At 45.0% G+C, this 26,993-nt stretch carries 21 protein-coding genes; 6 read left to right on the top strand and 15 right to left on the bottom strand.

The annotated features are described in order from the left end of the window. Positions 1–100: 100 nt before the first annotated feature. Both wecB and QWY22_RS14655 read right to left on the bottom strand, forming a co-directional pair. On the bottom strand, positions 101–1,195 hold the full coding sequence (gene wecB, locus QWY22_RS14650; RefSeq protein ID WP_220628258.1) for a non-hydrolyzing UDP-N-acetylglucosamine 2-epimerase: 1,095 nt from the start codon (positions 1,193–1,195) through the stop codon (positions 101–103). 19 nt (positions 1,196–1,214) lie between these two features. Then, the gene (locus QWY22_RS14655) at positions 1,215–2,441 is read right to left on the bottom strand and encodes a nucleotide sugar dehydrogenase (RefSeq protein WP_300981566.1); all 1,227 of its coding nucleotides are present in this window, start codon (positions 2,439–2,441) and stop codon (positions 1,215–1,217) included. A gap of 604 nt (positions 2,442–3,045) precedes the next feature. On the opposite strand from QWY22_RS14655, the gene QWY22_RS14660 reads away from it, so the two are divergent. From QWY22_RS14660 to QWY22_RS14670, 3 genes are read left to right on the top strand one after another with little or no spacing between them, the layout of a single operon-like run. Beyond that, the gene (locus tag QWY22_RS14660; RefSeq protein ID WP_300981567.1) at positions 3,046–3,807 is read left to right on the top strand and encodes a hypothetical protein; all 762 of its coding nucleotides are present in this window, start codon (positions 3,046–3,048) and stop codon (positions 3,805–3,807) included. Beyond that, positions 3,804–5,030 (top strand): glycosyltransferase family 2 protein, encoded by a 1,227-nt coding sequence (locus QWY22_RS14665; RefSeq protein WP_300981568.1) that lies wholly within the window; start codon positions 3,804–3,806, stop codon positions 5,028–5,030. The genes QWY22_RS14660 and QWY22_RS14665 overlap by 4 nt, the downstream gene beginning before the upstream one ends. After that, on the top strand, positions 5,030–5,986 hold the full coding sequence (locus QWY22_RS14670) for a hypothetical protein (RefSeq protein WP_300981569.1): 957 nt from the start codon (positions 5,030–5,032) through the stop codon (positions 5,984–5,986). The genes QWY22_RS14665 and QWY22_RS14670 overlap by 1 nt, the downstream gene beginning before the upstream one ends. A gap of 113 nt (positions 5,987–6,099) precedes the next feature. Here the strand turns inward: QWY22_RS14670 and QWY22_RS14675 are convergent, their stop codons facing one another. The 9 genes from QWY22_RS14675 to QWY22_RS14715 form a co-directional block, all read right to left on the bottom strand. After that, positions 6,100–7,626 carry a glycosyl hydrolase family 28-related protein gene (locus tag QWY22_RS14675; RefSeq protein WP_300981570.1) on the bottom strand — a complete coding sequence of 509 codons (1,527 nt, stop codon included), beginning with the start codon at positions 7,624–7,626 and terminating at the stop codon, positions 6,100–6,102. Between the two features lie 113 nt (positions 7,627–7,739). Further along, complete coding sequence (locus QWY22_RS14680; RefSeq protein WP_300981571.1) at positions 7,740–8,117, bottom strand: hypothetical protein; 378 nt, start codon at positions 8,115–8,117, stop codon at positions 7,740–7,742. A gap of 74 nt (positions 8,118–8,191) precedes the next feature. Continuing rightward, the gene (locus QWY22_RS14685) at positions 8,192–9,256 is read right to left on the bottom strand and encodes an S-layer homology domain-containing protein (RefSeq protein WP_300981572.1); all 1,065 of its coding nucleotides are present in this window, start codon (positions 9,254–9,256) and stop codon (positions 8,192–8,194) included. 50 nt (positions 9,257–9,306) lie between these two features. Continuing rightward, positions 9,307–10,368, bottom strand: coding sequence for an S-layer homology domain-containing protein (locus tag QWY22_RS14690; RefSeq protein WP_300981573.1), 1,062 nt, complete (start codon positions 10,366–10,368; stop codon positions 9,307–9,309). Between the two features lie 165 nt (positions 10,369–10,533). Beyond that, positions 10,534–11,613: a D-alanyl-D-alanine carboxypeptidase family protein gene (locus tag QWY22_RS14695; protein WP_300981574.1), complete on the bottom strand. Its 1,080-nt coding sequence runs from the start codon at positions 11,611–11,613 to the stop codon at positions 10,534–10,536. Between the two features lie 220 nt (positions 11,614–11,833). Further along, entirely contained in the window at positions 11,834–13,351 is a 1,518-nt protein-coding gene (locus QWY22_RS14700) for a glycosyl hydrolase family 28-related protein (protein ID WP_300981575.1), read from the bottom strand. Positions 13,352–13,851: 500 nt separating this feature from the next. After that, a complete protein-coding gene (locus QWY22_RS14705; RefSeq protein ID WP_300981576.1) occupies positions 13,852–15,585 on the bottom strand; it encodes a DNA/RNA non-specific endonuclease in 1,734 nt (577 codons plus the stop codon). A 182-nt stretch (positions 15,586–15,767) separates the two neighbouring features. Continuing rightward, on the bottom strand, positions 15,768–16,979 hold the full coding sequence (locus QWY22_RS14710) for a MalY/PatB family protein (protein WP_300981577.1): 1,212 nt from the start codon (positions 16,977–16,979) through the stop codon (positions 15,768–15,770). Positions 16,980–17,177: 198 nt separating this feature from the next. After that, positions 17,178–18,188 carry a GNAT family N-acetyltransferase gene (locus QWY22_RS14715; RefSeq protein ID WP_300981578.1) on the bottom strand — a complete coding sequence of 337 codons (1,011 nt, stop codon included), beginning with the start codon at positions 18,186–18,188 and terminating at the stop codon, positions 17,178–17,180. A 360-nt stretch (positions 18,189–18,548) separates the two neighbouring features. Here QWY22_RS14715 and QWY22_RS14720 point away from each other — a divergent pair, with 360 nt between their 5' ends. After that, positions 18,549–19,373 (top strand): aldo/keto reductase, encoded by an 825-nt coding sequence (locus tag QWY22_RS14720; protein ID WP_300981579.1) that lies wholly within the window; start codon positions 18,549–18,551, stop codon positions 19,371–19,373. A gap of 257 nt (positions 19,374–19,630) precedes the next feature. Next, on the top strand, positions 19,631–20,365 hold the full coding sequence (locus QWY22_RS14725) for a nuclease-related domain-containing protein (protein WP_300981580.1): 735 nt from the start codon (positions 19,631–19,633) through the stop codon (positions 20,363–20,365). An 82-nt stretch (positions 20,366–20,447) separates the two neighbouring features. Here QWY22_RS14725 and QWY22_RS14730 read toward each other — a convergent pair whose 3' ends face one another. Continuing rightward, complete coding sequence (locus QWY22_RS14730) at positions 20,448–20,870, bottom strand: CBS domain-containing protein (RefSeq protein ID WP_300981581.1); 423 nt, start codon at positions 20,868–20,870, stop codon at positions 20,448–20,450. A gap of 332 nt (positions 20,871–21,202) precedes the next feature. Next, complete coding sequence (locus tag QWY22_RS14735) at positions 21,203–22,657, bottom strand: amidase family protein (protein ID WP_300981582.1); 1,455 nt, start codon at positions 22,655–22,657, stop codon at positions 21,203–21,205. Between the two features lie 181 nt (positions 22,658–22,838). Between QWY22_RS14735 and QWY22_RS14740 the strand changes: the two genes are divergently transcribed. Then, positions 22,839–23,894 (top strand): mechanosensitive ion channel family protein, encoded by a 1,056-nt coding sequence (locus tag QWY22_RS14740; protein WP_300981583.1) that lies wholly within the window; start codon positions 22,839–22,841, stop codon positions 23,892–23,894. A 46-nt stretch (positions 23,895–23,940) separates the two neighbouring features. On the opposite strand, the gene QWY22_RS14745 is transcribed toward QWY22_RS14740, so the two are convergent. Beyond that, complete coding sequence (locus QWY22_RS14745; protein WP_300981584.1) at positions 23,941–24,726, bottom strand: ABC transporter ATP-binding protein; 786 nt, start codon at positions 24,724–24,726, stop codon at positions 23,941–23,943. A gap of 337 nt (positions 24,727–25,063) precedes the next feature. Beyond that, positions 25,064–26,863, bottom strand: coding sequence for a M3 family oligoendopeptidase (locus tag QWY22_RS14750; RefSeq protein WP_300981585.1), 1,800 nt, complete (start codon positions 26,861–26,863; stop codon positions 25,064–25,066). Positions 26,864–26,993 lie beyond the last annotated feature (130 nt).

Consider the following 26,993-nt stretch of genomic DNA (forward strand, 5'->3'; position numbering starts at 1 on the left):
ATCTCTTCCATAAAAGATAATGCCGGAATTCATAATAGAAAAAGCTTAGGGAATCAATAGATTTCCTAAGCTTTTAATTGCACATTTTATATCAGCCAGCTTACTTTTCCAAAATGTCTGCGATTCGCTTACTTGCGAAGCCATCTCCGTAAGGATTGCTTGCTTGGCTCATTTCTTTATATTTTGCTTCATCTTCAAGTAATGACTTGAAGGCTTGATAAATGGTTTCTTCATTCGTGCCGACCAACTCTAAAGTGCCTGCCGCAATTCCTTCAGGGCGCTCCGTCGTATCACGCATTACCAATACCGGTTTGCCAAGACTTGGAGCTTCTTCTTGGATACCGCCACTGTCTGTCAGGATCAGATAAGATTTCGAAAGGAAGTTATGGAAATCGATGACTTCAAGCGGTTCAATGATTCTTACACGATCCGTATGACCCAAAATATCATTAGCGGCTTCTCGAACTACTGGATTCATGTGAATCGGATAAATCACTTTAATATCGGAATGTTCATCAACGATTCGTTTGATGGCTTTGAACATATGGCGCATCGGTTCACCCAGGTTTTCTCGTCTATGAGCTGTCAGCATAATCAGTCGGCTATCTGCTGCCCAGTCAAGCTGTGCATGTGAATAGTCTTCTCTCACGGTTGTATTGAGGGCATCAATGGCTGTATTGCCTGTCACATAGATATCTTCTACTTTTTTACCTTCGCTAACCAAGTTTTGCTTCGACATTTCTGTCGGTGAGAAATGATACTTAGCAACAATTCCTACTGCCTGACGATTGAATTCTTCCGGGTATGGAGAATAGACGTCGTATGTGCGAAGACCGGCTTCTACATGACCTACTGGTATTTGGAGATAGAAACAAGCCAAAGCCGTAACAAAAGTCGTAGACGTATCACCATGAACCAATACTACATCCGGTTTGACCTCTTCCAATACACTTTTCATTTTTTCAAGAATGTTGACGGTCACATCGAATAATGTTTGTTTGTCTTTCATAATTGAAAGGTCGTATTCCGGAACGATATTAAATACATTCAAAACTTGATCCAACATTTCCCGGTGTTGCCCAGTTACACAAACAACCGTTTCCAATCCATCACGTGATTGAAGCTCCTGGACCAGCGGGCACATTTTGATAGCCTCTGGCCGTGTTCCAAAAACCACCATTATTTTCTTCTTCATCAACTATCCCAACTTTACTTTATAGTTTATAAGCACCTTCAAAAGTGCAGATGTTCTTCGTATCCAGGACCAGTTTGTCCTCGATTTTGTCCATATTCTGCTTGATGTGGTCATGCCCAACCATCACGACTACCACTTCCACCTCGTTCAAGAAGTCCTCAAAATTCATGAACTGGTGGTCGACCATGCGTTCTGTAACAAATGGATCGAATACTTTCACGCCGAATGCCAAATGTTCATCCAGACGCTCTAAAAGTTGCAAGGTCGGACTTTCACGTGTGTCATCTACGTTTTCTTTGTAAGCAAGACCGTACAGGCCAATTTTCGAGATGTCGGTGATATTGTGTTCGCGCATGATATCACGGATGCGGCCCAGCACATGGCGCGGCATCGAATCGTTGATCTTGCGTGCGGCAAGGATCAAATTCGTCAAATCCGGATAATCGCCGACCAAGAACCACGGATCCACCGAGATGCAATGCCCACCGACGCCTGGCCCCGGCTGCAGGATGTTAACGCGCGGGTGCTTGTTGGCGATTTTGATGATTTCGTACACATCGATGTCGTCTGTCCGGCAGATTTTCGCCAATTCGTTGGCAAAGGCGATGTTCACATCCCGGTACGTGTTTTCGATGACTTTGGACATTTCCGCGGAACGGATATCCGTCAAGACGATTTCCGCTTGGCAAAAGCTTTCATAAATCGCTTTGATTTTCTCCGCTACTTCCGGACTGTCTGCACCGATTGTCCGCGAATTGTGTTCGAGTTCATAAATCATGTTCCCAGGAATGATGCGTTCCGGTGCGTGCAGCAAATGCACATCTTCACCTATGACAAAACCGCGCGCTTCAATAATGGGACGAATGTGGCGATCGATCGTTCCGGGAGAAATCGTCGACTCGATGACAATGGCGGCGCCTTTGTCGCAGACATCCAGCACGTTGTTCACGGCCGAAATAACGTATTTGGGATCGAGCTTCTTGCTTTCTTCGATATAGGGTGTTGGTACCGCCAAAATATATGTATCGCTCTTTTGGTATTCCGTACTGAACGTCATGCCGTTCGCCAAGGCTGCCTGGAACAGTTCTTCCAACCCGTCTTCTTGGAACGTCAGTTTCCCAGCGTTCAAGGAATTCACCAATTTTGAATTTAAATCCGTTCCGACCACTTCATTTCCACTTTTCGCTAACATTAACGCTGTTGGCAGGCCGATGTACCCCAGCCCAATCACATTTACTAAAGACATTTGATTTTCTCTCCCTCTATTACCTTGTTTCTTATATAAAATCAATCTTACGAAATTACAATATGCTTTTGTTTTCCTGACTTTTAAGCACGTCAATCTTATTAATTTTATCTATTTTAGAGAATCAACTACTAGACTGTAAATCTCTTCTTGCTTTTTTGCAAGCCTTCTAGATTATATCATAATTCAAATAGAGAGACATAAATCTAACAGATAAGAAGACGCTTGACTCACATAAAGAACCTTAGGGCCAAAACCTTTGCGCTTTCTTTCATATGCTAAACGAAGAGAATTGACCTGACATTTATCGGCTTCTCTCTTCCAACTGCCTCCTTTATGATGATTCCTGTAAAAAAAGAGATTTTTTTACAAAATCTAATGATAAACTTTTAAACTCATGCTACTGTAGGTAATTAGATGTAGCTAAGATAAGAAACTTTCCATTCATGTTTCATTCTTCGAAAGCAGCTTTTAATCAATAACAGTTCTAATAATACGCCTTACCTAAAACCATTCTAGTATTTATAACGTGCAGAAAACCAAAAAGTTTCTATAGGATTAAATAATTGGATACATAAAAAATACAAAGGAAATGAGATTGAACATGAAAAAAAATTTAATTATAGCAACTTTATTATTGGGTATTTTGATGAATGGTTGGACAATTGCATTTCTTAAATTGCCTTTTTACCAAGCAGTACTCTTAATTGGGGGTTTGTCTATTGTCATCATGAGCATTATCCATGAAAGGTTAGTTTTTTTATATGCCATAACGGTAACCCTTTCCTTCGGAGCATTTCTAACGATACATGCTTTTGCTTTTCAAAGAGCTTCAGAGATACAGTTACTGTATATATACAATCATCTATTGCTGACAAGCTTCCTTTTAATGTATTGGGTTTTGATGAACTTGATTAAAAAAATCGGCTATGAATATACGGAGTTAAAACAGCAAGTACAATTGCTTCAAAAATATACAGGAATAACAAAGCTTCTGACTATGACTGAATTTAACGAGCAAGCACAGTGGTTAATGAAATCAAGCGAACGGAACAAAGAAGAAGCCTGGTTCGTAAAAATAGTTATAACTCATTCAGCCAAGCGTACGAAAGAAAACCTTCAGGAAGAACTTGAGCGCTTGGCATTACTGACAATCCGCCAGAAATTCGACTTAATTACCAGTGATAAGGAAGTCATCTATCTATTATTAAAAAATACGCATGCCGAAGGTGCAGAACGAGTGTTAGAGCGTCTTAGTAAAAAGGTCCAAGAAGCTTTAAATTTTATAGAACCTCCTTTTACTTCAATAAAAGAACAAGTAATAGATGAAAACCATTTGCACGATTTGATTGGAGAAAACTCATGACTTCATTGATTCTAATAATTATGGCTTTTTTCTGGCTGTTACTTATTTTTTACTCCGTTCTAACAATAGCAGGTATATGGTTCCGAATTACTTATAAGGATCTGGATGATTTAGATGACTATCCAAGTGTAGCCTTGCTGATTCCTGCCCACAACGAAGGCATTGTTCTTGAAAATACATTGCAAGCAATGGCACGGCTCCAGTACAAAGGCAAATTAGATATTTATGTATTAGACGACAACTCTCATGACGAGACTGCAGAAATCGCACAAGATTTTGCTCAGGTATTTTCAAGAATTCATTATATTCCTGTACCTCCCGGCACACCTTCAGGAAAATCAAGGGTATTAAACTATGGGTTGAGTATTTCAAATTCCGCTTACTTCATTGTTTACGATGCAGACAATGAACCAGAATCAGACGCACTCGAAAAATTGGTCAAAGCTGCTGAGAAGACCCAAGGCGCTGCCGGTGCAGTCGGTTATGTGAAAACGAAAAATTCCGATGCCAATATACTGACTCGCATGATCAGCTTGGAATTCCAAGTATTTCAGCTGCTTATGCAATGTGGCCGTTGGAAGGCATTTCAACTGGGATCACTCGCAGGTACGAATATGCTATTGCGCAGATCAGTGATTGAACAATTAGACGGTTACGATGTATTTGCCTTAGCTGAAGATGCGGAATTGACTGTCCGTTTAACTGCTAAAGGCTTCTTATTGCCCGTAGTTCCTTCTTCAAGGACATGGGAACAAGAACCGGAACAGGTTCAAACATTTATTAAACAGCGGACAAGATGGTTAACAGGAAATATATATTTATTAGAAAAATCCATACAAGACCTGACTCATTGGAAAGGAAAAACATTCTTTCTCAGTCTTCAGCATTTGCTGACCTATCTTGTTTTCGTGCTAGTTTTGCTATTCTCTGATATCTTTTTTATTATGAGCGTTGCTGGATATGAGCTTCCAAACATGGATGCTCCTCTGTTAATTCTCTGGTTCATGAGTTATATCGTCTACACCAGCCAATTATTAAGCGCCTTAGTGGTCGACCGGAATGTTTCTTTAAGAAACGTCCTGTATATTTTTATCATGTATTTTACCTACGCCCAGTTGTTCGTCATTTTATTAGTGCGAAGCTTTTCTATTTATTTGTGGAGCCGTATTCGCGGAAATACAATTACTTGGGATAAAACAAAGCGCTTTAAGGGGATTGGATAATGAAGCGAAAAGCCAAATTTCTTCTATTTCTTTTTCTTTTACTATTGATTGGTGGGTGCGAAGAAGTGGATTCTGTTCAAAATCATGTGGAACAATTTTATGAAAATGATGAGGGACTGATTCACGCTTACCCTCAAGACCAAGATTCTGAGTACTTGTCAGAAAGCATAGGTTTGTACTTGGAATACTTGCTACTAATCGAAGATCAAAAAGCTTTCCAGAAACAAGTCGAAAACTTAAAAAATCATTTTTTGATAAAACAACATGATTTTCTATTTGTGCAATGGCGATTGAATCACAATGCTACGACCAATGCATTGATCGACGATGTGCGAATTATTTCCGTTCTCGAGCGCGCCGCTCATCATTTCGGAATCGAAGATTATAATGATTTAGCTGAGGAGCTTAGCTCTACTATAGCAAACACCCAGAAAGTTGAAGATTATACAGTAGATTTTTATGATTGGACGCTTTCTTTACCCGCACAGCGACTTACTTTAAGTTACTTAAATAAAGCTCATTTGGTTTCAAAAAGTTCAATTAGCTTGCTGCAAACTACTGAAGGGAGCAAAATATTATTTCCAGAATATTACGACACCCGTCTACACGAATACAGTCAGAATGAGGAAGTCCATATGATTGACCAATTGCTCATTGCCATAAACCGGGAACAAGCGGGTGTTCCTTCTATGTTATTTTTAGATTGGATAAAAAAAGAATGGAATAGCACCCATAAGCTCTATGGCCGCTATAATCGAGAAACACAAAATTCGGCCGTTGACTATGAGTCTTTGGCTGTCTATTATTATTTATCCTTCTATTTCTCACTGATGAACGAAGAGAAATTAGCTCTCGAAGTCGTTAAACATGCTAAAGAAATTGCTACAGAAGATATGCTAGAACAGGCACATTTTTTTGATTACATTCATTACCAAATGATGATTCACGAATATTAAAAAACAGAAGGCTGCCTAAGATTTTTCTTAGGCAGCCTTCTGTTTTTTGAATCGGGACTTCAGTTTTTCATTGTAAGTAAAGTATGACCACAATCCCTATGATGCTTTATACACTAAATCATCGGCGTAGTATGCGACACCATCCAGCTGTCCATACTCCTGCTGTAATAGGCACTGATTTTATAGCCCACTCCCGCTGGCGCTTCAACACCCACTCTTCCAGGTTTATTGTTCACTTTAGCGTAGTCGCAAATTACTTGAACAGGCTGTCCCCCACTGTTTTCCACATAGATTTCAAGTTCTTCTTTGAAGCGATGCTTTGGCGGAGCTGGTAGATTAACAATGGAAGGTCCCAATAAGCTGCGGGCTTGATTGACCGTGATCCTTGAGGTTTCCACTGTATTGGATGCAAAATTGCGCGTTGTTTCATTGATAAAATGATAAAGCCTTCCATTATGGAGGACACTGGTTGTCTCGTAATCGAATGGCTGGTCCCGTAAGGAAGTAATCGAAGCAATGCCCCCCGCTGTTCCGTCAATAGGTTCTGCTAAAAGTGGTTCGATGATGCTAAGGCCAGAAGGGTAATCCAGTATCACATTTGCATAACCGTTTGCTTCGAAATACGCGTGGGTGATCACATTGGAATAAGCTGGAGTCGTATTGATCATGCCGGAACCGATATGGATGCCGGCGATGCCGTTCGCATCGAAATTCCCCCCCTGGACGTTATGCCCATACAGTCCCCTGACTACCAGCCCTGCTCCGGCATTGCCGACAAAATGGCAATCGTAGATGCCATAGACATTGTTATCGCTGCCGCGGTCGGTCTGTAGACCCGATCCAATATGTATTTGGTAATCGGTGCCGGCGCGGAATGTATTTTTCAAAGCAGGCGATACGCTCACGCTGTTTCTGCTAACTGAATTGATATGGTAAACCGATCCCGTTCCACTGCCAATTTTAATATAGGCGCCGACATGGACATCGTTTGACTCGGGATTGAAGCTGGAGAAACTAATTTTGTCACCAGAACCACTGCCATCGCTTCCTTTAACCACTGTTCCATTTTGTTCGAACTTACAGGCTTGGTCAAAAACACACAAATTGTTATTGCCTTCTTCCGTAATTTGCAGCCCATGGACTTTTGCCCAACTGAACGACACATTCGAAAAGGTCTTGTTGCGGATATTACTCGCCAGCATGCAAACTTTCGCATGTTGCACCGAACCGTTAAACGGATCGCTCCCTTTAAAAGTCAGCCCCTTGATATGACCATCCCCGCCGCGCATGCGGACCATATAATCCATTGGAGCAGAAGGCACGATGATGGTCGTCTTATCGCTATAGCCGACCCAGGACACGGCTTTTTCTTCGTCGGTAACAGGCACTTCAAGCGGCTTGGAAATGCGGTACTGGCCGGGCGGAAAAAACAGCGTACCGCCGCCTTTGGCGTTATAGGCAAAAGCAATGGCCTGTTGCAATGCCCGCCAGTCATCGGCATCGTCATCGCCTTTGGCTCCAAAGGCTTTGACATTGAACGTCTTATCCGGCCGCTCACTGAATGTCACTTCGTCGGCCATTTTCCTCAATCTATTTGCTGTCACAAGTGCCTGCTTCTCTTTTTTGTTTCCAAACGCCATCTAAATGCCCACTCCCCTGTTGTCATTCACCGACTAAAGGCCCTCTGTTATGCTATTGATACTTATTCAATAAACTCTTCGAAAGTCCTTCATTCCTTTAAAACTTTGTTTAGTTAAAAAGGAAGATCTTCCAGCCGGCTTCTATGCGACTCTTTTTCCTGCTGTTCCAGAAACTCACTGAATTGTTCCCACATATGGTAGCGCGGGTCTACGGTCTCGTGCGAAGCAAACAACTCCGCCATAAATTTCCCGAAAGAGTCCGGCCGCGCTTCATGGTCCCACACCAGATTGAAATTCTTGCTGTAAGTGACCCGGTTGAAATTGCCAAAAATCTGTGTCAGTGTACCAACCAGCATCCGAATTTTTGAAATATGCGGCTTTTCCATAAATCGGTTGCTGCTGTAAACCAATCCATCACGATCGATCAACCGTACATTAAACGACAGCTCATAATCTTCAAGCACCAGAACCAAATTATTTTTTCCAAACATACGGCACCTCCTGAAAATCAAATACGAAACAGCCCAATTGCCAGATACGTCTGGAACCGGGCTGAATTCATCCGTTATTCAACATCAATCAATTCATTGGAAACCGTCCCATCCGCTTCGATCCACTTAACCAAGGCGAATCCTTCCACCATATAGTATTTTCCGCCATCCTGCGTTGTAACTTCAACCGCATTGGTGAAAGTCTTGTACTCAGTCTCGACAGTTTCGCCCACACCTGTGATGGTATTAAAGTCTGGGCCGGACGAGTGATCGCTCGCTGTAAATTTTTTGCCGACTTGAACCGGATACGCCAAATAAAAACTTTGCTCTGAATAAGGAAAACCATTTGCAAAAAGCTCATCGTTTTCATACTCCAGTTCCGGATAGGCGGCATCTCCAATACGGGTTTCCCAGACAAATTCCGTTCCTGGACCGATAACGGCAGGAACACTGACAAATCGGTCCACTGCCAGTTGTCCATCTTCATGCCGGTACGTATAGGTCTTTGTTTTGTCCCGCTGGTAGGACCGTCCGATTTTCACATCATTTTTAAATTCCGGTTCCAGTGCACGGGCAAGCAATGCTGAAAACTCCCCGCGCGTGGCTTGAAGATGCGGCCGGAATGTATTGTCTGAATAACCATACGAAATGCTTGAAGCCGCTAAGCGGCAAACAGCATCGTGATAATAAGCTTTTTCCGCGACATCCTTATAGCCGAAATGGAAAATAAAATTCAATCCGAAAAACCGCTCGATCATGACCGCCAGATCGCCGCGGTTCACTGGTTCATCCGGCCGGAATGTCCCGTCCGGAAACCCAAGGATATAGCCCGCTTTGGCTGCTTCTGCGATGAAGCCGCTGGCAAAGTGCTCTGCCGGAACATCCCGAAATGCAGTAGCCCTTTTTGTACTGCTCAAACCTTTCAAGCGGCCGAACATGACAGCCGCTTCCGCCCGCGTCACGAAGGCGTCGGGCTGTACCGTCCCATCGGGATAACTTTCAATAACGCCTTTCTCCATCAAGTAATCGATTTCCTCATAAAACGGGTGGCTTTCCGGCAAGTCCGTGGCGGCATTTGCTGCAGGTAAACTTAAAAACAGGGACAACACAATGGCAACGGGAATCAATGCCTTTTTCATGTCCTCCATCCCCTTAGTTTGTAATGCTTTGCCGGCAGCCAACATATCAATTACTTAACGTTCACCAGCTCACTCTCGACTCTTCCTTGTGCATTAATTGATTTTACTGTAGAAAAACCTTCCACCATATAATACTTTAAGCCGCTTTCAGTCGTTACTTCCGTAGCGTTCGTAAAAGTTCCGTATGAGGTTCTGACGGTTTTATTGATTCCGGTGATCGTGTTCGTTATGATTTCATCACCAAGTCCGGTATTAAAGGTTTTGCCGACGCGAACCGGATAAACAAGCGCTAAATCATACTCCGAATATGGATAACCGAAAGCGAAAAGTTGATGATTTTCAAGTTCCAAGTATTCATAAACATCATTACCGACTTGTACAGTCCACAGAAATCCGTAGGCTAATCCATCGCGATTCGGTACATTCACAAAACGGTGAACCGCTTTAGTCCCATCAGACATTTGATAGGTATACGTCTTCGTTTTGTCTTTTTGATACGATCGGGCAATTGTCGCGTCATTTTTGAATTTCGGTTCTAAAGCTCTCGCTAAAAAAGCAGAAAACTGCCCGCGAGTCACTTCTAGCCGTGGGCGGAATGTGTTGTCTGCATATCCGATTGTGATATTAGCAGCTAAAATTTTACGGATGGCTTCTGCATAATAAGCGTTTTCCGGAACATCTTTGAACGAATGAGAGAATGTAAAAGCCAGATCAAAAACCCTCTCGATAATCAGCGCCATATCCCCGCGGATAATTGGGGCATCTGGACGAAATGTTCCATCACCATACCCTTTAAGATAGCCGGCTTCTGCAGCCTCTGCAATATAACCGCTAGCAAAATAATCCGCCTTTACATCTCGGAACGGCGTCACTTTTTTTGTGCCATCCAAGCCCTTCAACCGCCCGATCATTACTGCAGCCTGAGCACGCGTCACTTCCACATCGGGACGTACTGTTCCATCCACGTATCCGCTAATCACACCTTTCTCCATCAAATAAGTCATTTCATCGTAGAACGAATGATTTTTTGGCAAATCCGGTGCGGCAGCGGCAACAGGAAAAATAAGCAATAAAGACATTACAAGGACAAGAGGACTTAACAGCTTTTTCATACAGATTCTCCTTTCAACAGTTTGTTTACTTATTGCTTTCATTTTAACAACAAAAGCTTATTAAAACCTTACTTATTTACTAATTATTCAAAATATTTAACGTAAAAATAAACCCGCATCTGTTGGATGCGGATTTAACTAAGTAGCTGGATTTTCCATTAAATTTTATTTACCGCTGATTTCCAAATACTCTTCTAACGCTTTGCCGCTGTCTTTCACTTTTACAGCATTATCAGTGCCTAAATAACGGAAATGCCACGGCTCGTACTGATAGCCCGTAATTTGTTCCTTGCCTTCCGGATAGCGCAGGATAAAGCCGTATTTATGTGCATTGTCTGCAAGCCACTGGCCTTCTGCCGTATCGGCAAACGACTTGCTCAATCCGGTGTTGGAGGTGCTGCCAAAATCAAATGCCAGTCCCGCCTGGTGCTCCGAATGTCCGGCTTTCGCGCTGACTGTATCCGCTTGAGCTTTGCCGTAGCGATTCACATAATTATCATATAAGCCAGCTTGGTAGGAATACGAACGGAATCCACTGACGGTTTTGATTGAGAGGCCTTGTTCCTTTGCATCTTGCAGCATATCTGAAACGGCTAGTTCTGCTTCCGGAACCATGCCTGGGTTATAGTCGGACGGCAAAGCGTACTCCTTATTGACAATCAATATGCCATCGATATAAGTTCCCGGTGCCTCAATGGCAGGTGCCAGGTATTTTTCCGCTTCCTCTGCAGGAGCTTTAAGTGCTTTTAAATAAGCCGAATTCACATACCCTGTCCGATCGCCATAAGAAACTTTGACCCAACCGCTTTCCCCGGAAATCAGTCGGACTGGCTCGCCTTCCGGAATTTCTGTAATAATGTTGTATTGCACTCCGGCACCTTCGCGCAGATTTAATTTATCTATCGTTACACGTGTTTGGGCTGCCGGTTTTTGTTGTTCTATGTTTGACAGGAATTTCGAATTTACATAACCTGTTTCGGCACCGTAGCGCACTTCCGCCCAAGAACCGCTTTTTGAAACCAGTTCGACTTGCGCTCCTTTCGGAATGATTGTCACCACTGCGGTTTCTGCCGAAGCTCCGGAGCGAAGGTTCAAGTTTTCGATCGTCTGATATGTATTTGTGGATGCTTCCGCTTGAATTGTCTGGTTAAAAGGAAGCCCTTCTCCGAGCGGCGTCACCGTCAGCGCCAAAGCCGCTGCTGCACTGGCCAGGCCCGCTTTTCTCAACCAAGATTGATTTTTCATTGCTGGTTCTCTCCTTTTTCGCCGCCTGGATTTCCACTTTAAAATTCAGTTTCGGCTGCTGTTTTATAGTCTTTTTATTTGATTCAATAAAATCTTAATAAAACATACTCTTTATATTACCTCTTTTTGCGGGAAAAAACGTGATGCAAGGGTTCTAATTTTTTGCCAATCAAAAACCTGGAAGTCCCTTTTCTCAAAGTGACTTCCAGGTTTCAAATTTTTATAGTTGGACCGGCAAAGTATGCGACACCATCCAGGAGGAATTTCTCGGGCTGTAAAACACGGTAATGACAAACCCGATGCCTGCCGGAACAAAGATTCCGCGCTCCCCGGGCTGCTTGTTGACCCCGGTATGTTCACAGACCAAATGGACAGGCTGCCCACCGCTGTCTTCCACAAAGATTTCAAGCTTTTCTCCGAACTGGTGGCGGGGCACTGGAGGCAGTTGGATAATGGCCGGTCTTCTTGCACCTGCCGGACGGTCAATGGCCAGCTGCGAAGTTCCTTCCATCTCATAAGGAGCGTCGCAGTCTGTTTCGGCCACATAGCCATACTGCCGCCCGTTATACGAGATACTCGTCGAGTCAAAATCGAAATAATAGCTGCGCAGCGACGTGATCGAAGCGACGTCTCCCGCCGTTCCGTCGACCGGTTCTGCCAGCAGCGGATCCAGAACCGTCAGGCCGGATGGATAATCCAAAATGACGTTGGCATAGCCATTGGCTTCAAAATAAGAATGATTGATGGTGTTGGAATAAGCAGGCGTCGTATTGATCATGCCGGAACCGATATGGATGCCGGCGATGCCGTTTGAATCGAAATTGCCGCCTTGGATGTGGTGGCCATAAAGACCACGCACCATGAGGCCGGCGCCGGCATTGCCGACAAAATGGCAGTCGTAGATGCCGTAGACATTATTATCGCTGCCGCGGTCTGTCTGCAAACCGCAGCCGATATGAATGGCGTATTCGCTGCCTTCATTAAGAGGCTCTTTCAAGTCGGGCGATACGGTGATGCTAGTTGAAGTGACTGCATCGATGTGGTAAACCGAGCCTTCCCCATTGCCAATTTTCAAATACGCGCCGACATGCACATCGTTTCTTTCCGGATTGAAACCTCGGAATTGAACCGTATCCGCGGAACCGCTGCCGTCCCTTCCTTTTACAATCGTGCCATTTTGCGAGAAAACACAAAGCCGGTCGAAGACGCATAAATTGTTATTGCCTTCGCCGGTAATCTGCAGGCCATGCACCGCTCCCCAGACAAATGCAGCATTTGAAAATGCCTTGTCCCGGATATTGGTCGCAAGCATGCAGACTTTGGCGTTTTGGGCATAGCCGTTCAACGGATCCGTCCCCCGGAACTTGATACCTTCGATCCTTCCGCCTTCTCCTCGCATCCGGACCAGATAATCCATCGGTTCGGACGGGGCAATCACGGTCGATTTGGAGCTATGGCCGATCCAGGAAACTGCATTGTCTGTGTCCGGCACTTCCAATGGCCGGCTGATCCGGTACAAGCCCGGCGGGAAAAAGAGTGCACCGCCGCCCAGCTGCCGGTAAATCACGTCAACCGCTTCCTGCAGTACTTCCCAGTCATCCGATGTCCCGTCTCCTTTGGCGCCGAAGCATTTCACGTTGTATGTACCATCCGTCGAATTGATATCGCTGCGCGTATCCAGCTCGCTTTTGCTTGGGCGGTTGCCGAATAGTTTCCCTGATTTTGATTTGAAAGGCATTGCATCCCACTCCTTTAGAAATCTTCTTAACATAAGATTATAGAACTTTCAGAATTCTTTCAATCGAGAACTGGTTATAGTGGATTTTACGTTTCCAAACTTTAAAAACCAAACGAAACAGCTAAAGGGCTGCTCACTTCAGCAAAAAGCAAGCAACCCAAAATCTTTACCAGGGTTTCGAGTTGTTTCTATCGGTGTAATTTAAGTTTCTATCGTTGTTTTCTGCGTTTCTATCGATGTTTTCCACCTTCCTATCCATGAAATCCACTTCCTAAGCTCAAAATACAATTGGAAAAGCCCTTCGCCAAGGCGAAGGACTCCTTAAAGCCAAAGCGCTTTTTGCTGAGGCAAAAAGCAAGCAACCTAAAACCTTTATCAACGTTTCAAGTTGTCTATATCGATGTGATTTAAGTTTCTATCGATGTTTTCTGCGTTTTTATCAAAGTTTCTAACCTGTCTATCGAAGTTTCCTAACTTTCTATCGCTATTCTCACCATACATTACAATCGAATATCTTCCCGGCTGGCAATCACAACTTTCACCGACGTTTCTGCTAATGGATCAAAATTCCGCAATTCCCCAAAACCAAGCCCGGTCAGCTCTTCTATCTGCGTAACCGGCACCTGATAAGTCTGGAAATCACCGTAGACAAATTCCAAATCTCCGAGTAAGTTTTCCTGTGATTGCAGATAAGCCGTCGCAGAAAGCCTGCCATCTGCTTTTTGCAAAACGGCCACTTTCCAGAACTGGGAAGGAATCTGGCAGCCGCGGTATACCACATCGCTGTCACGGAATACCGGACCGGTGAACACGGTCACTTTCAAGCCATAGTCACCGGCGTTATCCAATAAATAATTCTCCAGATCCAGCCAGGTCTTCTGGTTGAAGTTCTTGTGCTGGGGCGCACAATTAGTGAAGTGGAAGGTGTGTTCATTCGCTTTCACTGCATCGATTCCCCAGTTCGGATCTTGCCTTCTCGTCAGATGGCCGCGGTCAATGTCGTTGTTTTTATAAACTTCCGGCCCGACTTGGAATTCTTCCGGAATCCGCGGGTCGAAATACCATTTGTCATTTTCGCGCCGGACTTCAATCAGCTGTGTGCCATCAATATTGACGGCACTGTAAAACGCGAGTTTCCTCGACCCGCTCATGACAATCGAAAAATGCATATAGTCGAGAATTTTTTTGCCGTCTTCCGTTTCCGTGACATCCGCCTGCTGGCTCTCATTCAATAAAGGAAGCGGCACTTCAGCGTCCGGATCGAGAAATACCGGATTATAGCCAGCTGCACCACTGTACCACTCAACTTCCAGTGTCCCGACTTCCATGGCGGGAACTAAAGGATCAGGAGCCGCCAACAGCGCGTCGAGCAATTTACGTCCGGCACCGTCTTCCACGCCATTCCGGCGGAGCCGGAGAAACCGTAAAATCGAACTGATGCGGATGCCTTCGTTGGCAATCCATTCTCCTTCGTTTTCGGGATGCGGGATGCCGGCATGATGCAAGGAAACAACCACCCATTGGTCGTTGAACACCGGCGAACCGGATGAGCCGGGTTCGGTGTCGCTGACGTAATGAACATAATCGGAGGAAATCGACTTGACTTCGTTTTCCCGGATGGTGACGGCTTTTGGTCCGCCTTTCGGATGCTGAATAATGCTCACGTATTCGCCTTCCAGCACTTTTCCGGTTTGCGGCAACAATGGCAAATAACCGAAATCAGACAGCCTAACGCCTTCTGTGTCCACTTCATGGACCGCAACCAAGGTGAAATCAAGCCCTGCGTCCGTGATGAACAGCTGCTCGGGCGCTAACCGGAAAGAAACGATTTCCTTGGGCATGAAATTCACGTCGTCTTCGTAATTGAATTCGGCTACGGCGTACTGCGCCAAATCAAATGTATCGAGCACATGATTGTTCGTGAGAAGAAGCGATGGCGCCACCATAAAGCCTGTACCGTATCCTTCGATCTGTCCGCTCCGGTTGCGGATAGAAATGCGGCATACTGCCTTACTGACATCAAGCCCTGCCTGAAGATGGGCAATCGGGAACAAATCGCTGCGATTGATGATGCGCTCCATTGCCAAATTGTCGTGCACATGGATAACGCTGCTGCGGCTCATCATGCGCGACTGCGCATCGGCTGTCGCTTGAGCGCTTTGTTTTTCTGCATTAAATTGCAAATACCGTTTTAACGCCTGTTGTTCAATTTGAACCAGTCTGCTTGTCTGCATACTCCCATCCGCTCCTTTGAATAAACGAAGTAATGACGCCGGGTAAATTTACCTTTAAAAAGAATGAATATTCTATTTATTACCTTCCTTTTATTCAGTTTAGCACAATCCCTTCAAATTCCCTTGCTACTAAAGGCGCAAAAAAGCGGCTCTCAACTAATCGTTTGAGAACCGCTTTTCCATTAGTTTTCGACGGTGCTTTTCACCGGTAAATCCTTGAACTCTTTTGCAATCCGTTCAAGTGCTTCCTGGATCAGCGGACGCGGCGACGGAATGCAGATTCGCTGATACAACAGGCCTTCTTCACCGAACATGCCGCCGTCTTCGAGGAGCACATTGGCTTTGTTGTAGATGCGGTCGTGGATTTCCTCCGCATTGATGCCATAGCCGCTGAAATCGAGCCATAAAACATACGTCCCTTCCGGAATATACACGTTCACTTGCGGCATTTCCTTCGCGAAAAAGTCTTTGACGTAATGCATCGTGCCGTCGATATACGCTTTCAGCTGCTCGAGCCAGTCTTCGCCTTCATTATAGACGGCGATCAAAGCCGCAACTGTAAATGGAGAAGGCAGCTGCATACCCATTTCAGTGGCGAACGTTGCACGCAAATCTTCATTTTGGATTATGACGTTCGTACAATGCAGACCCGCTACATTGAAGGTTTTATTGATGGCCGTCAAAGTGATCAAATTATCGGTATTGCCTGCGGCTTTTGCCATCGGGATGAACTTCTGGTCTTGGCGGATTAGGTCGCCGTGGATTTCGTCCGCCACAATCAAGACACCATGGCGCGCACAAATTTCCGCCATTTTGCGCAGTTCTTCTGTGGTAAAGACACGTCCCGTCGGATTATGCGGATGGCAAAGGATGAACATCTTCGTATTGTCATCTTTCGCTTTTTCTTCAAAATCCGCAAAATCGATGGTATAGTACTGGTCGTTTCCTGCCACAAGCGCGCTGTTGACAACGACCCGTTCGTTTCCTTCAATTGCACCGGTGAACGGCGGATAGACCGGCCGCTGGATCAAGATCCCGTCGCCAGGCTTCGTAAAGGCTTTGACCGCAACATTCAGCGCATGAACCGTGCCGGGGCTGAAAACGATGTCCTGCTTGCTCACTTTCCAGTCGTGGCGTTTCAGAAACCACGATTCGATCGCTTCGTAATATTCTTCCGGAAATACCGTGTAGCCGAAAATCCGGTGGTCCACGGTTTTATGTAAGGCATCCACCAAAGGCTGCGGCACCGGCAAGTCCATATCGGCTGTAAACAACGGAATTGTGTCTTCATCGTAGCGCTCAGTTAAGCCGAATTCTTTGATCAAGTCAGCGCCGTCCCACTTTAAGGAATACGTGCCTCGGCGGTTGATCATTTCATCAAAATTGTATTTCATGTCGCAACTCCCTTTCCTTCACTTCGTTAACTCTTGATTAGATATATATCTTTATTTATACCCGCTTTTAAATCCCTTAAGCCATGCTCTTCTGCTCTTATACTAAAGTACCTGCTAAAAAAACTCCTCTCAAACAGCTTATTTTTAAAATGAAAACAGCCTCCTTATATTCTTCAAGGTAAGCTGTTTTATGAAAAGTCATTCTTTGGTTTCTGTTGTAACCAGCTGCAGATTTCTCCAAAAAGATGCATGGAAATCCAGATTTCCAGTAATTCCGGCTTCCTCACACAATTGAGTGTATACTTGTTCGTTCCATATTTTTCGGCCGGTGTAATATTGCCGCTCGCTATTTCTGCCAAATTTCTTCTTAAACAAATATAATTTGTCATCCGGCTCCCTCGTTCTGCCTCCGCCGTGATGAATAAGTGTTATACCGTTTTCTTTTCCCCATAAGGCGAGTGCGTACTGTTGCACGTACGCAGGGGCCAGGTGATGAAACTCCTGAAGCGTACCAGTCAAATGGACATGAATCAAATGCTCCCATACAAAGTTTAAACTTCTTCCAATGACTTCCCCTTGATATGAAACTTCTATCAACACCAGATTTTCACCAAAAAGCTCGATGCATTTCTTAAAGTAATGCTCATCGTAATAATAGATGGATTCTGCTGAATTGCGTTTCATGGTGGAATGGTATATTTGGATAAACGGCTTTAAATCAGAAGGGTTTCTAATAACTTCGTATGTCACTCCTTCCTTGAGCGCATGCCGAATGTCCCTTCTGCAGGAAGCGGAATATTCATGCAAGATAGGATCATCGTAATCTGCAAGATTTGTCTGAATGGTGTTGCGGTTAAAATCCACTTGGTAACGTTCTTGAAAGTCCAATGCATTTTCAAAAATCGGATGAAAACGGACAAATTCGCATACGATCTTATGTTGATGGCAATATTCTTCAAAAGCGTTCATAAATTGTGCAGTCAATTGCTCCTTATCACCGAAACTTTGAATAACGAGCGGTCCGCCATAACCGTAGGGTGTAACGGCGTCATAAAATACTTCATCCTGAATCATATAAGGTATTTTACGTTTAAGAAATAAATGTCTTACCTTTCCCAAAGGGCTTTCAAATTCAAATACTTCACACGTACCGCCCTCAATTCCTTCATAAAGACGCCCATAATTTTCCACAAAATATAGATCCAGCATATTGAAAACCTCGCTTCCGCAACTTCTCAAAAAGATGTTATAAAATCACTTAAGAATTTTGAATATAAATAGGAGAAAACTATAATAATAATGACAGAATTTTTCATCAACTGAAAATAATATCTCACTCATTCAAATAAAAATCAATATCCATTTTGCTAAGTTTAAGGGCTTTATCCCTTCTTTACTTACAAAATTTAAAAATTAATAACCTCTTTATCTTTATTTTATGCTTAAAGTATTTTCGGAAGGATCCAAATCATTTCACATATCGAAATAATTAGCTATAGTTGGATTAATCCCTAAATGAGTAGGGTATTCAATATTGCAGGTCAATTTATTTGAAATGGGGTATACAAAATGGAATTTGTAACGTTAAACAATGGATTGAAAATGCCGCAACTCGGCTTTGGCGTATGGCAAGTGCCGGATGATCAAGCAACTGCAGCCGTAGCAAAAGCCATCGAATCCGGCTACCGCTCGATTGATACCGCGATGATTTACCAAAACGAAAAAGGCGTCGGTGAAGCCATCAAAAATGCAGGCGTAGCGCGCGAGGAACTGTTCATCACGACAAAAGTCTGGAACAGCGACCAAGGCTATGACAATGCCCTTCGTGCTTTTGATGAAAGCTTAGAGCGTTTGGGACTCGACTATGTCGACCTTTACTTAATCCATTGGCCAACGCCGAACTTCGACCAATACGTCGATACATATAAAGCGCTTGAAAAGCTTTATAAAGACGGCCGCGTCAAAGCGATCGGCGTCTGCAACTTTGAAATTGAACATTTGGAGCGCTTGCTGTCTGAATGCGAAGTAGTGCCGGTCTTGAATCAGATTGAATGCCATCCGTACCTGGCTCAAAACGATTTGAAAGAATTCTGCGCAAAACATGACATTTTCGTAGAAGCCTGGAGCCCACTTGACCAAGGCGGCGAAGTGCTGCAGGACGAAATCGTTCAGCAAATCGCACAAGCGCATGGCAAATCGCCGGCACAAGTCGTTCTTCGCTGGCACCTGCAAAACAACACAATCGTTATTCCAAAATCTGTGACACCTTCGCGCATCGTAGAAAACTTCCAAGTATTCGACTTTGAACTGTCCGCTGAGGAAATGGATCAGATCAATGGATTGAACAAAGACCGCCGCAAAGGCTCGCATCCAAATGAAATGAATGTGCGGTAAGGTCACATAAAAGTCAACTATGAAAAAAGCTTATTCCTTATGGGAATAGGCTTTTTCTCTCTATGTAATAACTGCTTTTTCTCCCTATGTAATAACTTTTCCTCTGCTCTTTTACTGCTCCTTCCTTCTTAGTCACTTCATTTATTCTTGATTCATCAGCTTTCCCTCCTAAAATTTTTCAAAAATTACCAAAAACTCTTCCAATATAAGTAATAAAATGTGATAATAGGACTAAACATTATTCCTACGAGGTGCCTATGCCATTTTTTTCTTTGTTTTTCATGATGATTATAGTTATATTATTAAACTCTCGAGCTGTAAAAGGTTGGCAAGGTGAACTGGGTGTCCGTTTAGCATTAGGAAAGTTAAAAAAAGATGACTTCCGGGTTCTTCACAACCTTACATTGAGCGATGGGAAAAAAACTGCTCAAATTGACCATGTAGTCATTGGCCGGACAGGTATTTTTGTAATTGAAACGAAAAATTACAAGGGTTGGATTTTTGGTTCCGAAAACAGTGTGAAATGGACGCAAACTTTCTACAAATCGAAACGGAAATTCCATAACCCGATCCACCAGAACTTTGGACATATCAAAATGCTTGAACATTATTTCCCAGGTTATAAACATCCGATGGTTTCCATCATCAGCTTTTCAAGTCATAGTACATTAAAGATAGCAGAAATTCATTCTCCAGCGGTATACGTTCTCCATACAGGTAGTATTGTGCAGACAATTGAATCTTATCAAGAAACTCTCTTAACCAAACCAGCGATAGCTGCATTTGCTGAGCACTTGAAAAAATCTAATATTAAAGATTTCAAAGCGAAGAAACAGCACGTCCAGACCATTAAAGAAACACAGCAGCAGAAAAAAAGACAACTTTCCGCCAACACCTGTCCGAATTGCGGAAGTCCACTTATTTCCAGAATCGGAAAACACGGCAATTTTAAGGGCTGTTCGTCTTTTCCGACATGCCGGTTTACCGCGTAAAGGATGTTAAAAGACAAAAACCACGCTCAGCTGAACTTGAGCGTGGTTTTTCCTATAGTAGTTAACATCTTGTTTTCATTTTTCAGCTTGGTTCAGCCGGTTTCGAAATATCTTCAATGGCTGCCCCCGCATGCATATCGGATGGATCTTTTACAGCGACGTCTCCAAGGGAAACAATGCCGAGCAGTTTGTCGCCTTCTGCAATTGGCAAGCGGCGAATCTGGTGTTCAGCCATTAAGTCGGCTGCTTCTTCCAAGTCCATATCCGGTCTGCCGGTGACTAAGTCCGATGAGAGAATCTGGCGAACAGGCGTATCCAACGCAAACTGTGATGCAATGCCGCGGATAACCAAGTCACGGTCGGTAATGATTCCCGCCAATCTGTCATTTTCCATAACCGGAATCGAACCAACATCCCATTCCTGCATCATCCCGGCGATTTCCTGAAGTGTGTCATCCATTGTGCAAGTTTGTACATCTGTTGTCATAATATCTGTTACTTTCATGATTTGCTGCCTCCTTGTAGTTTTTCCAACTAGCCGTAAGCGTTGTTCATAAAGTTCAAGATGCAAAACAAAACAATCGTCTAAACAAACCTTCAGCTTCTTCAAGACCGTTCTGGAATTACCGGACCAAAAACAACCAGTTTTTATTCATGCGGATTGTTTTTTTAAAGGGTTCAATGACTGGATTCATCCGCCACCTCCTTTAAATTTACACCTATATTGTTCCCGCTTCTATTTTGCATAAACTGCTCCCTAAGTCTTAAAATTCTTCATCAAAAATGCAGCCCCGCTCAAATCATTGGATTTTAAGCGAGGCTGCATCAGGACATCTATTATTCAAATTTCGGTGCAACCCGTTTTTTCGTCGCCTGCTCATAACTGTAAGCCAGTTCAATCAAACGCGGCTCGCTCCAAGCCAGTCCGCTGAAGGTTACTCCTACCGGCAAGCCCTTAGTCGTATAACCGGCTGGCACGGTGATGGACGGATAGCCGGCTCTTGCCGGTTTAGCCGCACCGCGGTTGTTTTGGAATAAAAGGGCATCCAAGCTGTACTCTGCCATCACCTGGTCGATGCCTTCCGTAGTGGACATTCTGATATCGATTTCCCGGTGCTTCAAATAAACAGGGTCTGTAGGGTCATCGCTCAGCGACTCGGCCTTCTCAAGAATCGCCTGTCCAAATTTCATGCGGACGTCCGGGTCCTGCTTGTTGAATTCGATGACATCCGCAAGCGACTTCACCGGCACCTCTTCCGGAACCGTGCTCAAATAGGCATTGACGCCTCGTTTAAACTCATACCACATGACATCCGACTCGAACTCCTGCTGCGGAATGGCCACTTCCACCACAATTGCCCCCTGCGCTTCCATCTCCGCCATCGCTTCTTCAATGATGGCGCGTTCTTCCGGTTCTTTGTCATTCAAGTAGCTGTAATCGATGCCGATTCTTGCTCCCGACAGGCCATCCACTTTCAAATGGGCGGTGTAATCCGTCAAGCCTTTCCCAACACTTTGTTCTGTCGCCGGATCCCGCTCATCCACTCCTGTCAGAACGCCGAGCGTAATGGCTGCGTCTGCCACGGTGCGTGCCATCGGGCCAGCCGTATCCTGGCTTTCCGCAATCGGAATGATGCCCGTCCGGCTCACCAAACCGACGGTCGGCTTGATTCCGACAATGGAATTGGCGCTCGCCGGACTTAAGATGGATCCGGATGTTTCCGTACCGATTCCGACTACCGCAAAGTTCGAAGCGATGCTCGCCCCGGTCCCGGAACTGGAACCGCCGACGCTTCCTGCTTCAAACACGCCCACTCCGTAAGGGTTTAGCACTTGGCCTCCGAGGGCGCTATAGCCGCTCGGTGCCTGTTCATCTGCCATGAAATATGCCCACTCGCTCAAATTGACTTTGCCCAGAATAATGGCGCCGGCCTGGCGCAGCTGGGAAGCAATAAAGGCGTCTTCAATCGCAAAGTTGTCCTTTAATGCAATAGCGCCAGCCGTCGTCGGCATATCGTCTGTTGTGTTGATATTGTCTTTTACCAGGACGGGAATTCCGTACAGCGGCCCCTGTCCTTCCTGTCCGCGCATGCTGTCGAGTTCTTCAGCAATTTTCAGGGCATCGGGATTGATGCTTAGCACCGAATTGATCTGCGGCCCGTTTTTATCGTACATCTCGATCCGGTCCAAATAAGCCTGGACGAGTTCAACGGATGTCAGCACTTCTTCTTCAAACGCTTGCTGAATGACTTTAATCGTTGCTTCTTCTATTTCGAATGCGATTTTTTCCATAATCATCTGCCCCTGTCGTGTTGTAATTTCTTCCATTCCATCTTTCTCTATTATAAGTAATTATTCCGAAATGGAAACTACTATTTGGGCCGCTGAATTCTTATTCCGAATAAAGGATTTAAAAAAGCGTAGAAAGGGAAAATTTAACCTATAACCCGCATATTGAAATGAGGGACAAACAATGGAAAACACTCAATTATTTGATGGCATTGAATTTCTGAAGACCCTTTCCCTTCTGGAATTTTTCATGTTTTTCATTTACCTTTCCTTAATTTTTGCGCTGCGGTCGTTTCTTGTGTTTTTAGTAAAGCAGCTCGGTTCCTCCAAACGGTTTAACGAACGAATTTTCCCGATGCTCGAAGACTTGATGAATTGGCTGGCCATTTACAGTGCCATCCTGTTTTTTCTGTTTTATTTCTCGGAAGAACAATGGCTGTTTTATCCGTTTTATGAAACAGACGGCGTCAAAGTATCGGTCTTTTTGGTTGTAGTCGTCGCCATTGTGGTAAATTTTGCGAGCCATTTGGTGAAAGCATTCAACCGGTTTATCATGCCGTTTTTCTACAAGCAATTTGGCGTAGATGAAAGCTTAAGCTACACGCTCAACCGGGTCATTTACTATGTCGTGATGTTAATCGCCTTAGCCATTGGGTTTACCGCCGTTGGCATGGATTTGACGGCGCTCGGCGTAATCTTCGGAGTGCTCGGAATCGGCATCGGTTTTGGCGTGCGCAACATCGCTGCGAACTTTGTATCCGGCATTATTATTTTGTTTGAGCGGCCGATGAAAGTCGGCGAACTGGTCGAAATCGATAAAAATATTGGCCGAATCACAAAAATCACGCTTCGTTCCACCATCATTGAAACCTTAAAGAACGGGACACTCATCGTCCCCAATCAATACTTCATCGAACAAATCGTCAAAAACCGTTCCAGCGCTAAACTGTTTGCCCGGGTAGTCGTCAGTGTAGCCTTTGGCAGCGACACCGCACGGGTGGAAGAACTGCTCCATGATGCTGCCGTAAAAGAAATGCAGCGATTTCCTGGAATCCCGAACGAAGCGCCGGATGTCCGCTTTATCAATTTCCGGGATTCTTCGCTTGATTTTGCAATTGAGGTCCGGGTCGTCGATATCGAGATGAAAGAACAACTTGAAAGCCGGATCCGCCACGCTATTGCCAGTTCATTTCTCCAGCATGATATTCAGCTGGCAGAAATGCCGGCCATAAAAGAATGATAAAACCCGGCACCCGACCATTTTTGTGGTCGAGTACCGGGTTTAGTTAGAGTTTCACTTTCGACAACAAAGGCCTCCCTTGGTTCCAGCCCACTTCCACCGGCATTCCAAAAAATGCCGACAGCCTTTCACTTGTCACCAATTCGTTTGTATTGCCGGAGGCGAACACCGCTCCGTCTTTTAGCAGCAAGGTTTTAGTGAACACCGGCAAGATCTCTTCAATATGATGGGTGACATAAATGATCGTCGGTGCATCCGGTTTCGTTGCAATGCCTTCAATCGTTTCCAGCAACATTTCCCGGGCAATGAAATCAAGTCCGTTAGCCGGCTCATCGAGCACCAACAGTGCCGGCTCCGCCATCAAGGCGCGCCCAATCAGCACTCTTTGGCGCTCGCCGTGCGACAAGGTTTCGTATGTTCGGTTTGCATATTCCAGGCAGCCCAGCTCTTTCAAGATTTCCACGCCTTTTTGGTCAATCGCTTCGGTCGTTTCTTCATACAAACCAATGGAAGCATACGCGCCGCTCAATACCACTTCGTAGGCATTGTCGTACGGACTGATTTTCTGCTGCAGCGACGAAGAAACAAAGCCGATCTGCTTGCGCAGTTTCTCAGACAGGTAGGTTTTGCCGAATTCCAGGCCGAGGACGCTGACTTTCCCTTCGGTCGGGAAAAAATAGGCATTGATCAAGTCGAGGAGCGACGTCTTGCCGGCGCCGTTCAAGCCGTACAGCACCCAGTGCTCTCCTTTCTCCACTTGCCAGTTCACCTTATCTAACACATTCTTGCCGTTCCGTCGGCGTGTGACGTTTTCCAGTTCCAATACTTTCATCGTAACGCCCCTTTCTACTAAAAAACACCTTTATAACAGGTCAAAAACCGATTGAAAAAGCCCTTCGCCAAAGCGAATGCCCCCTAAAATCCAACTCACTTTTTGCTCAGGCAAAAAGCAACCGGCCGAAAACCTTTACCGGCATTTCCCGTAATTTCTACCGGTGCTTTTTCAATTTCTATCGGTGTTTCTTCGTTTTCTATCGATGTTTTTGAACTTTCTATCGGTGTTTTTTGACTTTCTATCGATATTCTCCTTAAATCTCTTAAAACTCGTAGACAATAAACAAACAAATACCGCCCACAGAATCAACCCGATTCTGCAGACGGCGAAATTTTTACTTCACAGCGACTTCCGTCAGCTCCAAAAACTCCTCGACATCTTTCACACACACCGCAATTGCATCTTCCCAAAAAGCGGCTTCTTCCAAATCAACGCCTAAATGTTTCTGCGCCAACCCTTCCACCGTCATGCGTCCGGTATCCCGCAGGAGTGCATTGTAGGATTCTTCGAAACCGCCTTCCGTTCCCAACGCTTTGGCATAAATGCCTTGGCTGAAGAGATAGCCGAATGTGTACGGGAAGTTATAGAACGGCACGCCGGTAATGTGGAAATGCAGCGTCGACGCCCAAAATGTCGGGCTGTAGCTTGCAAGTTCTTCGCAATAGGCTTCTTTTTGCGCTTCCACCGCCAGCTCGTTCAAGCGCTCTGCCGATACTGCTCCGTTTTTCCGTTCTTCATAAAAACGCTTTTCGAACAGGAAGCGGGAATGGATGTTCATGAAAAACGCGATGCTGCGCTTGATCTTGTCTTCCAAAAGCGCAATTTTTTCTTCATCGAAAGAGGCATTTTTCACCGCCGCGTCCGAGACGACCATTTCCGCGAAAGTGGAAGCTGTTTCAGCCACGTTCATGGCATAGCGCTGATTGAGCGCTTCCGTATCGTTCATGATGTGCTGATGATAAGCGTGCCCGAGTTCATGCGCCAGTGTGGAAATATTTGTAGCCGACCCCGAAAATGTCATAAAGATGCGCGTCTGTTCACTGTCCGGGAAACTGGTGCAGAAACCGCCCGGGCGCTTGCCGGCCCGGTCTTCCGCTTCAATCCAGCGCTTTTCAAACGCCTTTCTCGAAAACTCGGCCATTTGTGGGCTGAACTTGCCGAATTGCTCCAGGATGAACGCCGCGGCATCGTCGTAGCTGACTTTTTGTGTGGACTTCGTCAACGGCGCATTCAAGTCGTGCCAGTGCAATCTTTCAAGACCCAGCAGTTCCGCTTTTCGCTTTAAATATTTCACGAAAGGCGCTTTTTGATCGCTGATAGCTTCCCACATCGTATCCAAAGTCTTCTCACTCATGCGGTTCAATTCGAGCGGCTCTTTCAGGACATTGCCCCAGCCGCGGTGTTTGTAAGTCTGCAGGCGGAATCCAGCGAGGTTGTTCAAGGTTTCGGCGAAGAGATCCGCGTCTTCCTGCCAGGCGGCGCTGATTTTGCCGGACACTTCTTTGCGGGCTGCCCGGTCAGGTGTACTTAAGCGGTTTGCGGCCTGCCCCATCGACAATTTTTTCACTTGGCCGTCTTCCGTATGTTCAATGCTCATTTTGCCGACCAGGCTCGCATACATCTGGTTCCAGGCCGCATAGCCGTTGACCGACAAATCGTTGATCAGGATTTCCTGTTCAATCGGCAGCTTCTCTTTCGCTTGCGTGCGTTTTTCATTCAGCACAAAGGCGACCGGCTCCAGGCTCGGCTGTTCCAGCATGCCTTTCCACACAGCGTCATCCACCTGCAGAAATTTCTCATCGAGCTTCGCCATGACCGACGCAAACGCAGCACCGAGTTCGCTCCGTTTTCCTGAAAGGATTTTCGCTTCATGGTCGGTGATGTCCTGAGCTGTCAGGCAGCTTGCAAACGCGCCGATTTCCCGCAGCTGTTTCGTGGTGCTGTCCAGCAATTCCAAAGCCAGCGACAGCTCCTGCACTTTTTCCGGGGAATCGAGTGGAGCCAAACGGTCCACCAGTTCTGTCAATTCGTTGAGATTCGCTTCAAACTTAGCTATGTAGGTTTTTAATTCCTGCGACGTGCTGCCGCCTTTAAAGATAGATTCCAGATCCCATGTCAAGTTATATTGAGCCATTTGTTTTTCTCCCCTTTATTTAGCCGTGTTCCTCTATATTAGTTTAAAAATTCTTTCAATTCAAGTTATCGGTGGATTCTCTGCTTAGAAACCTGCACCGGGGATACATAGCAATAAACGAGCCGTTCCC

This window comes from Planococcus liqunii (assembly GCF_030413595.1).
Classification (GTDB): Bacteria; Bacillota; Bacilli; order Bacillales_A; family Planococcaceae; genus Planococcus; species Planococcus liqunii.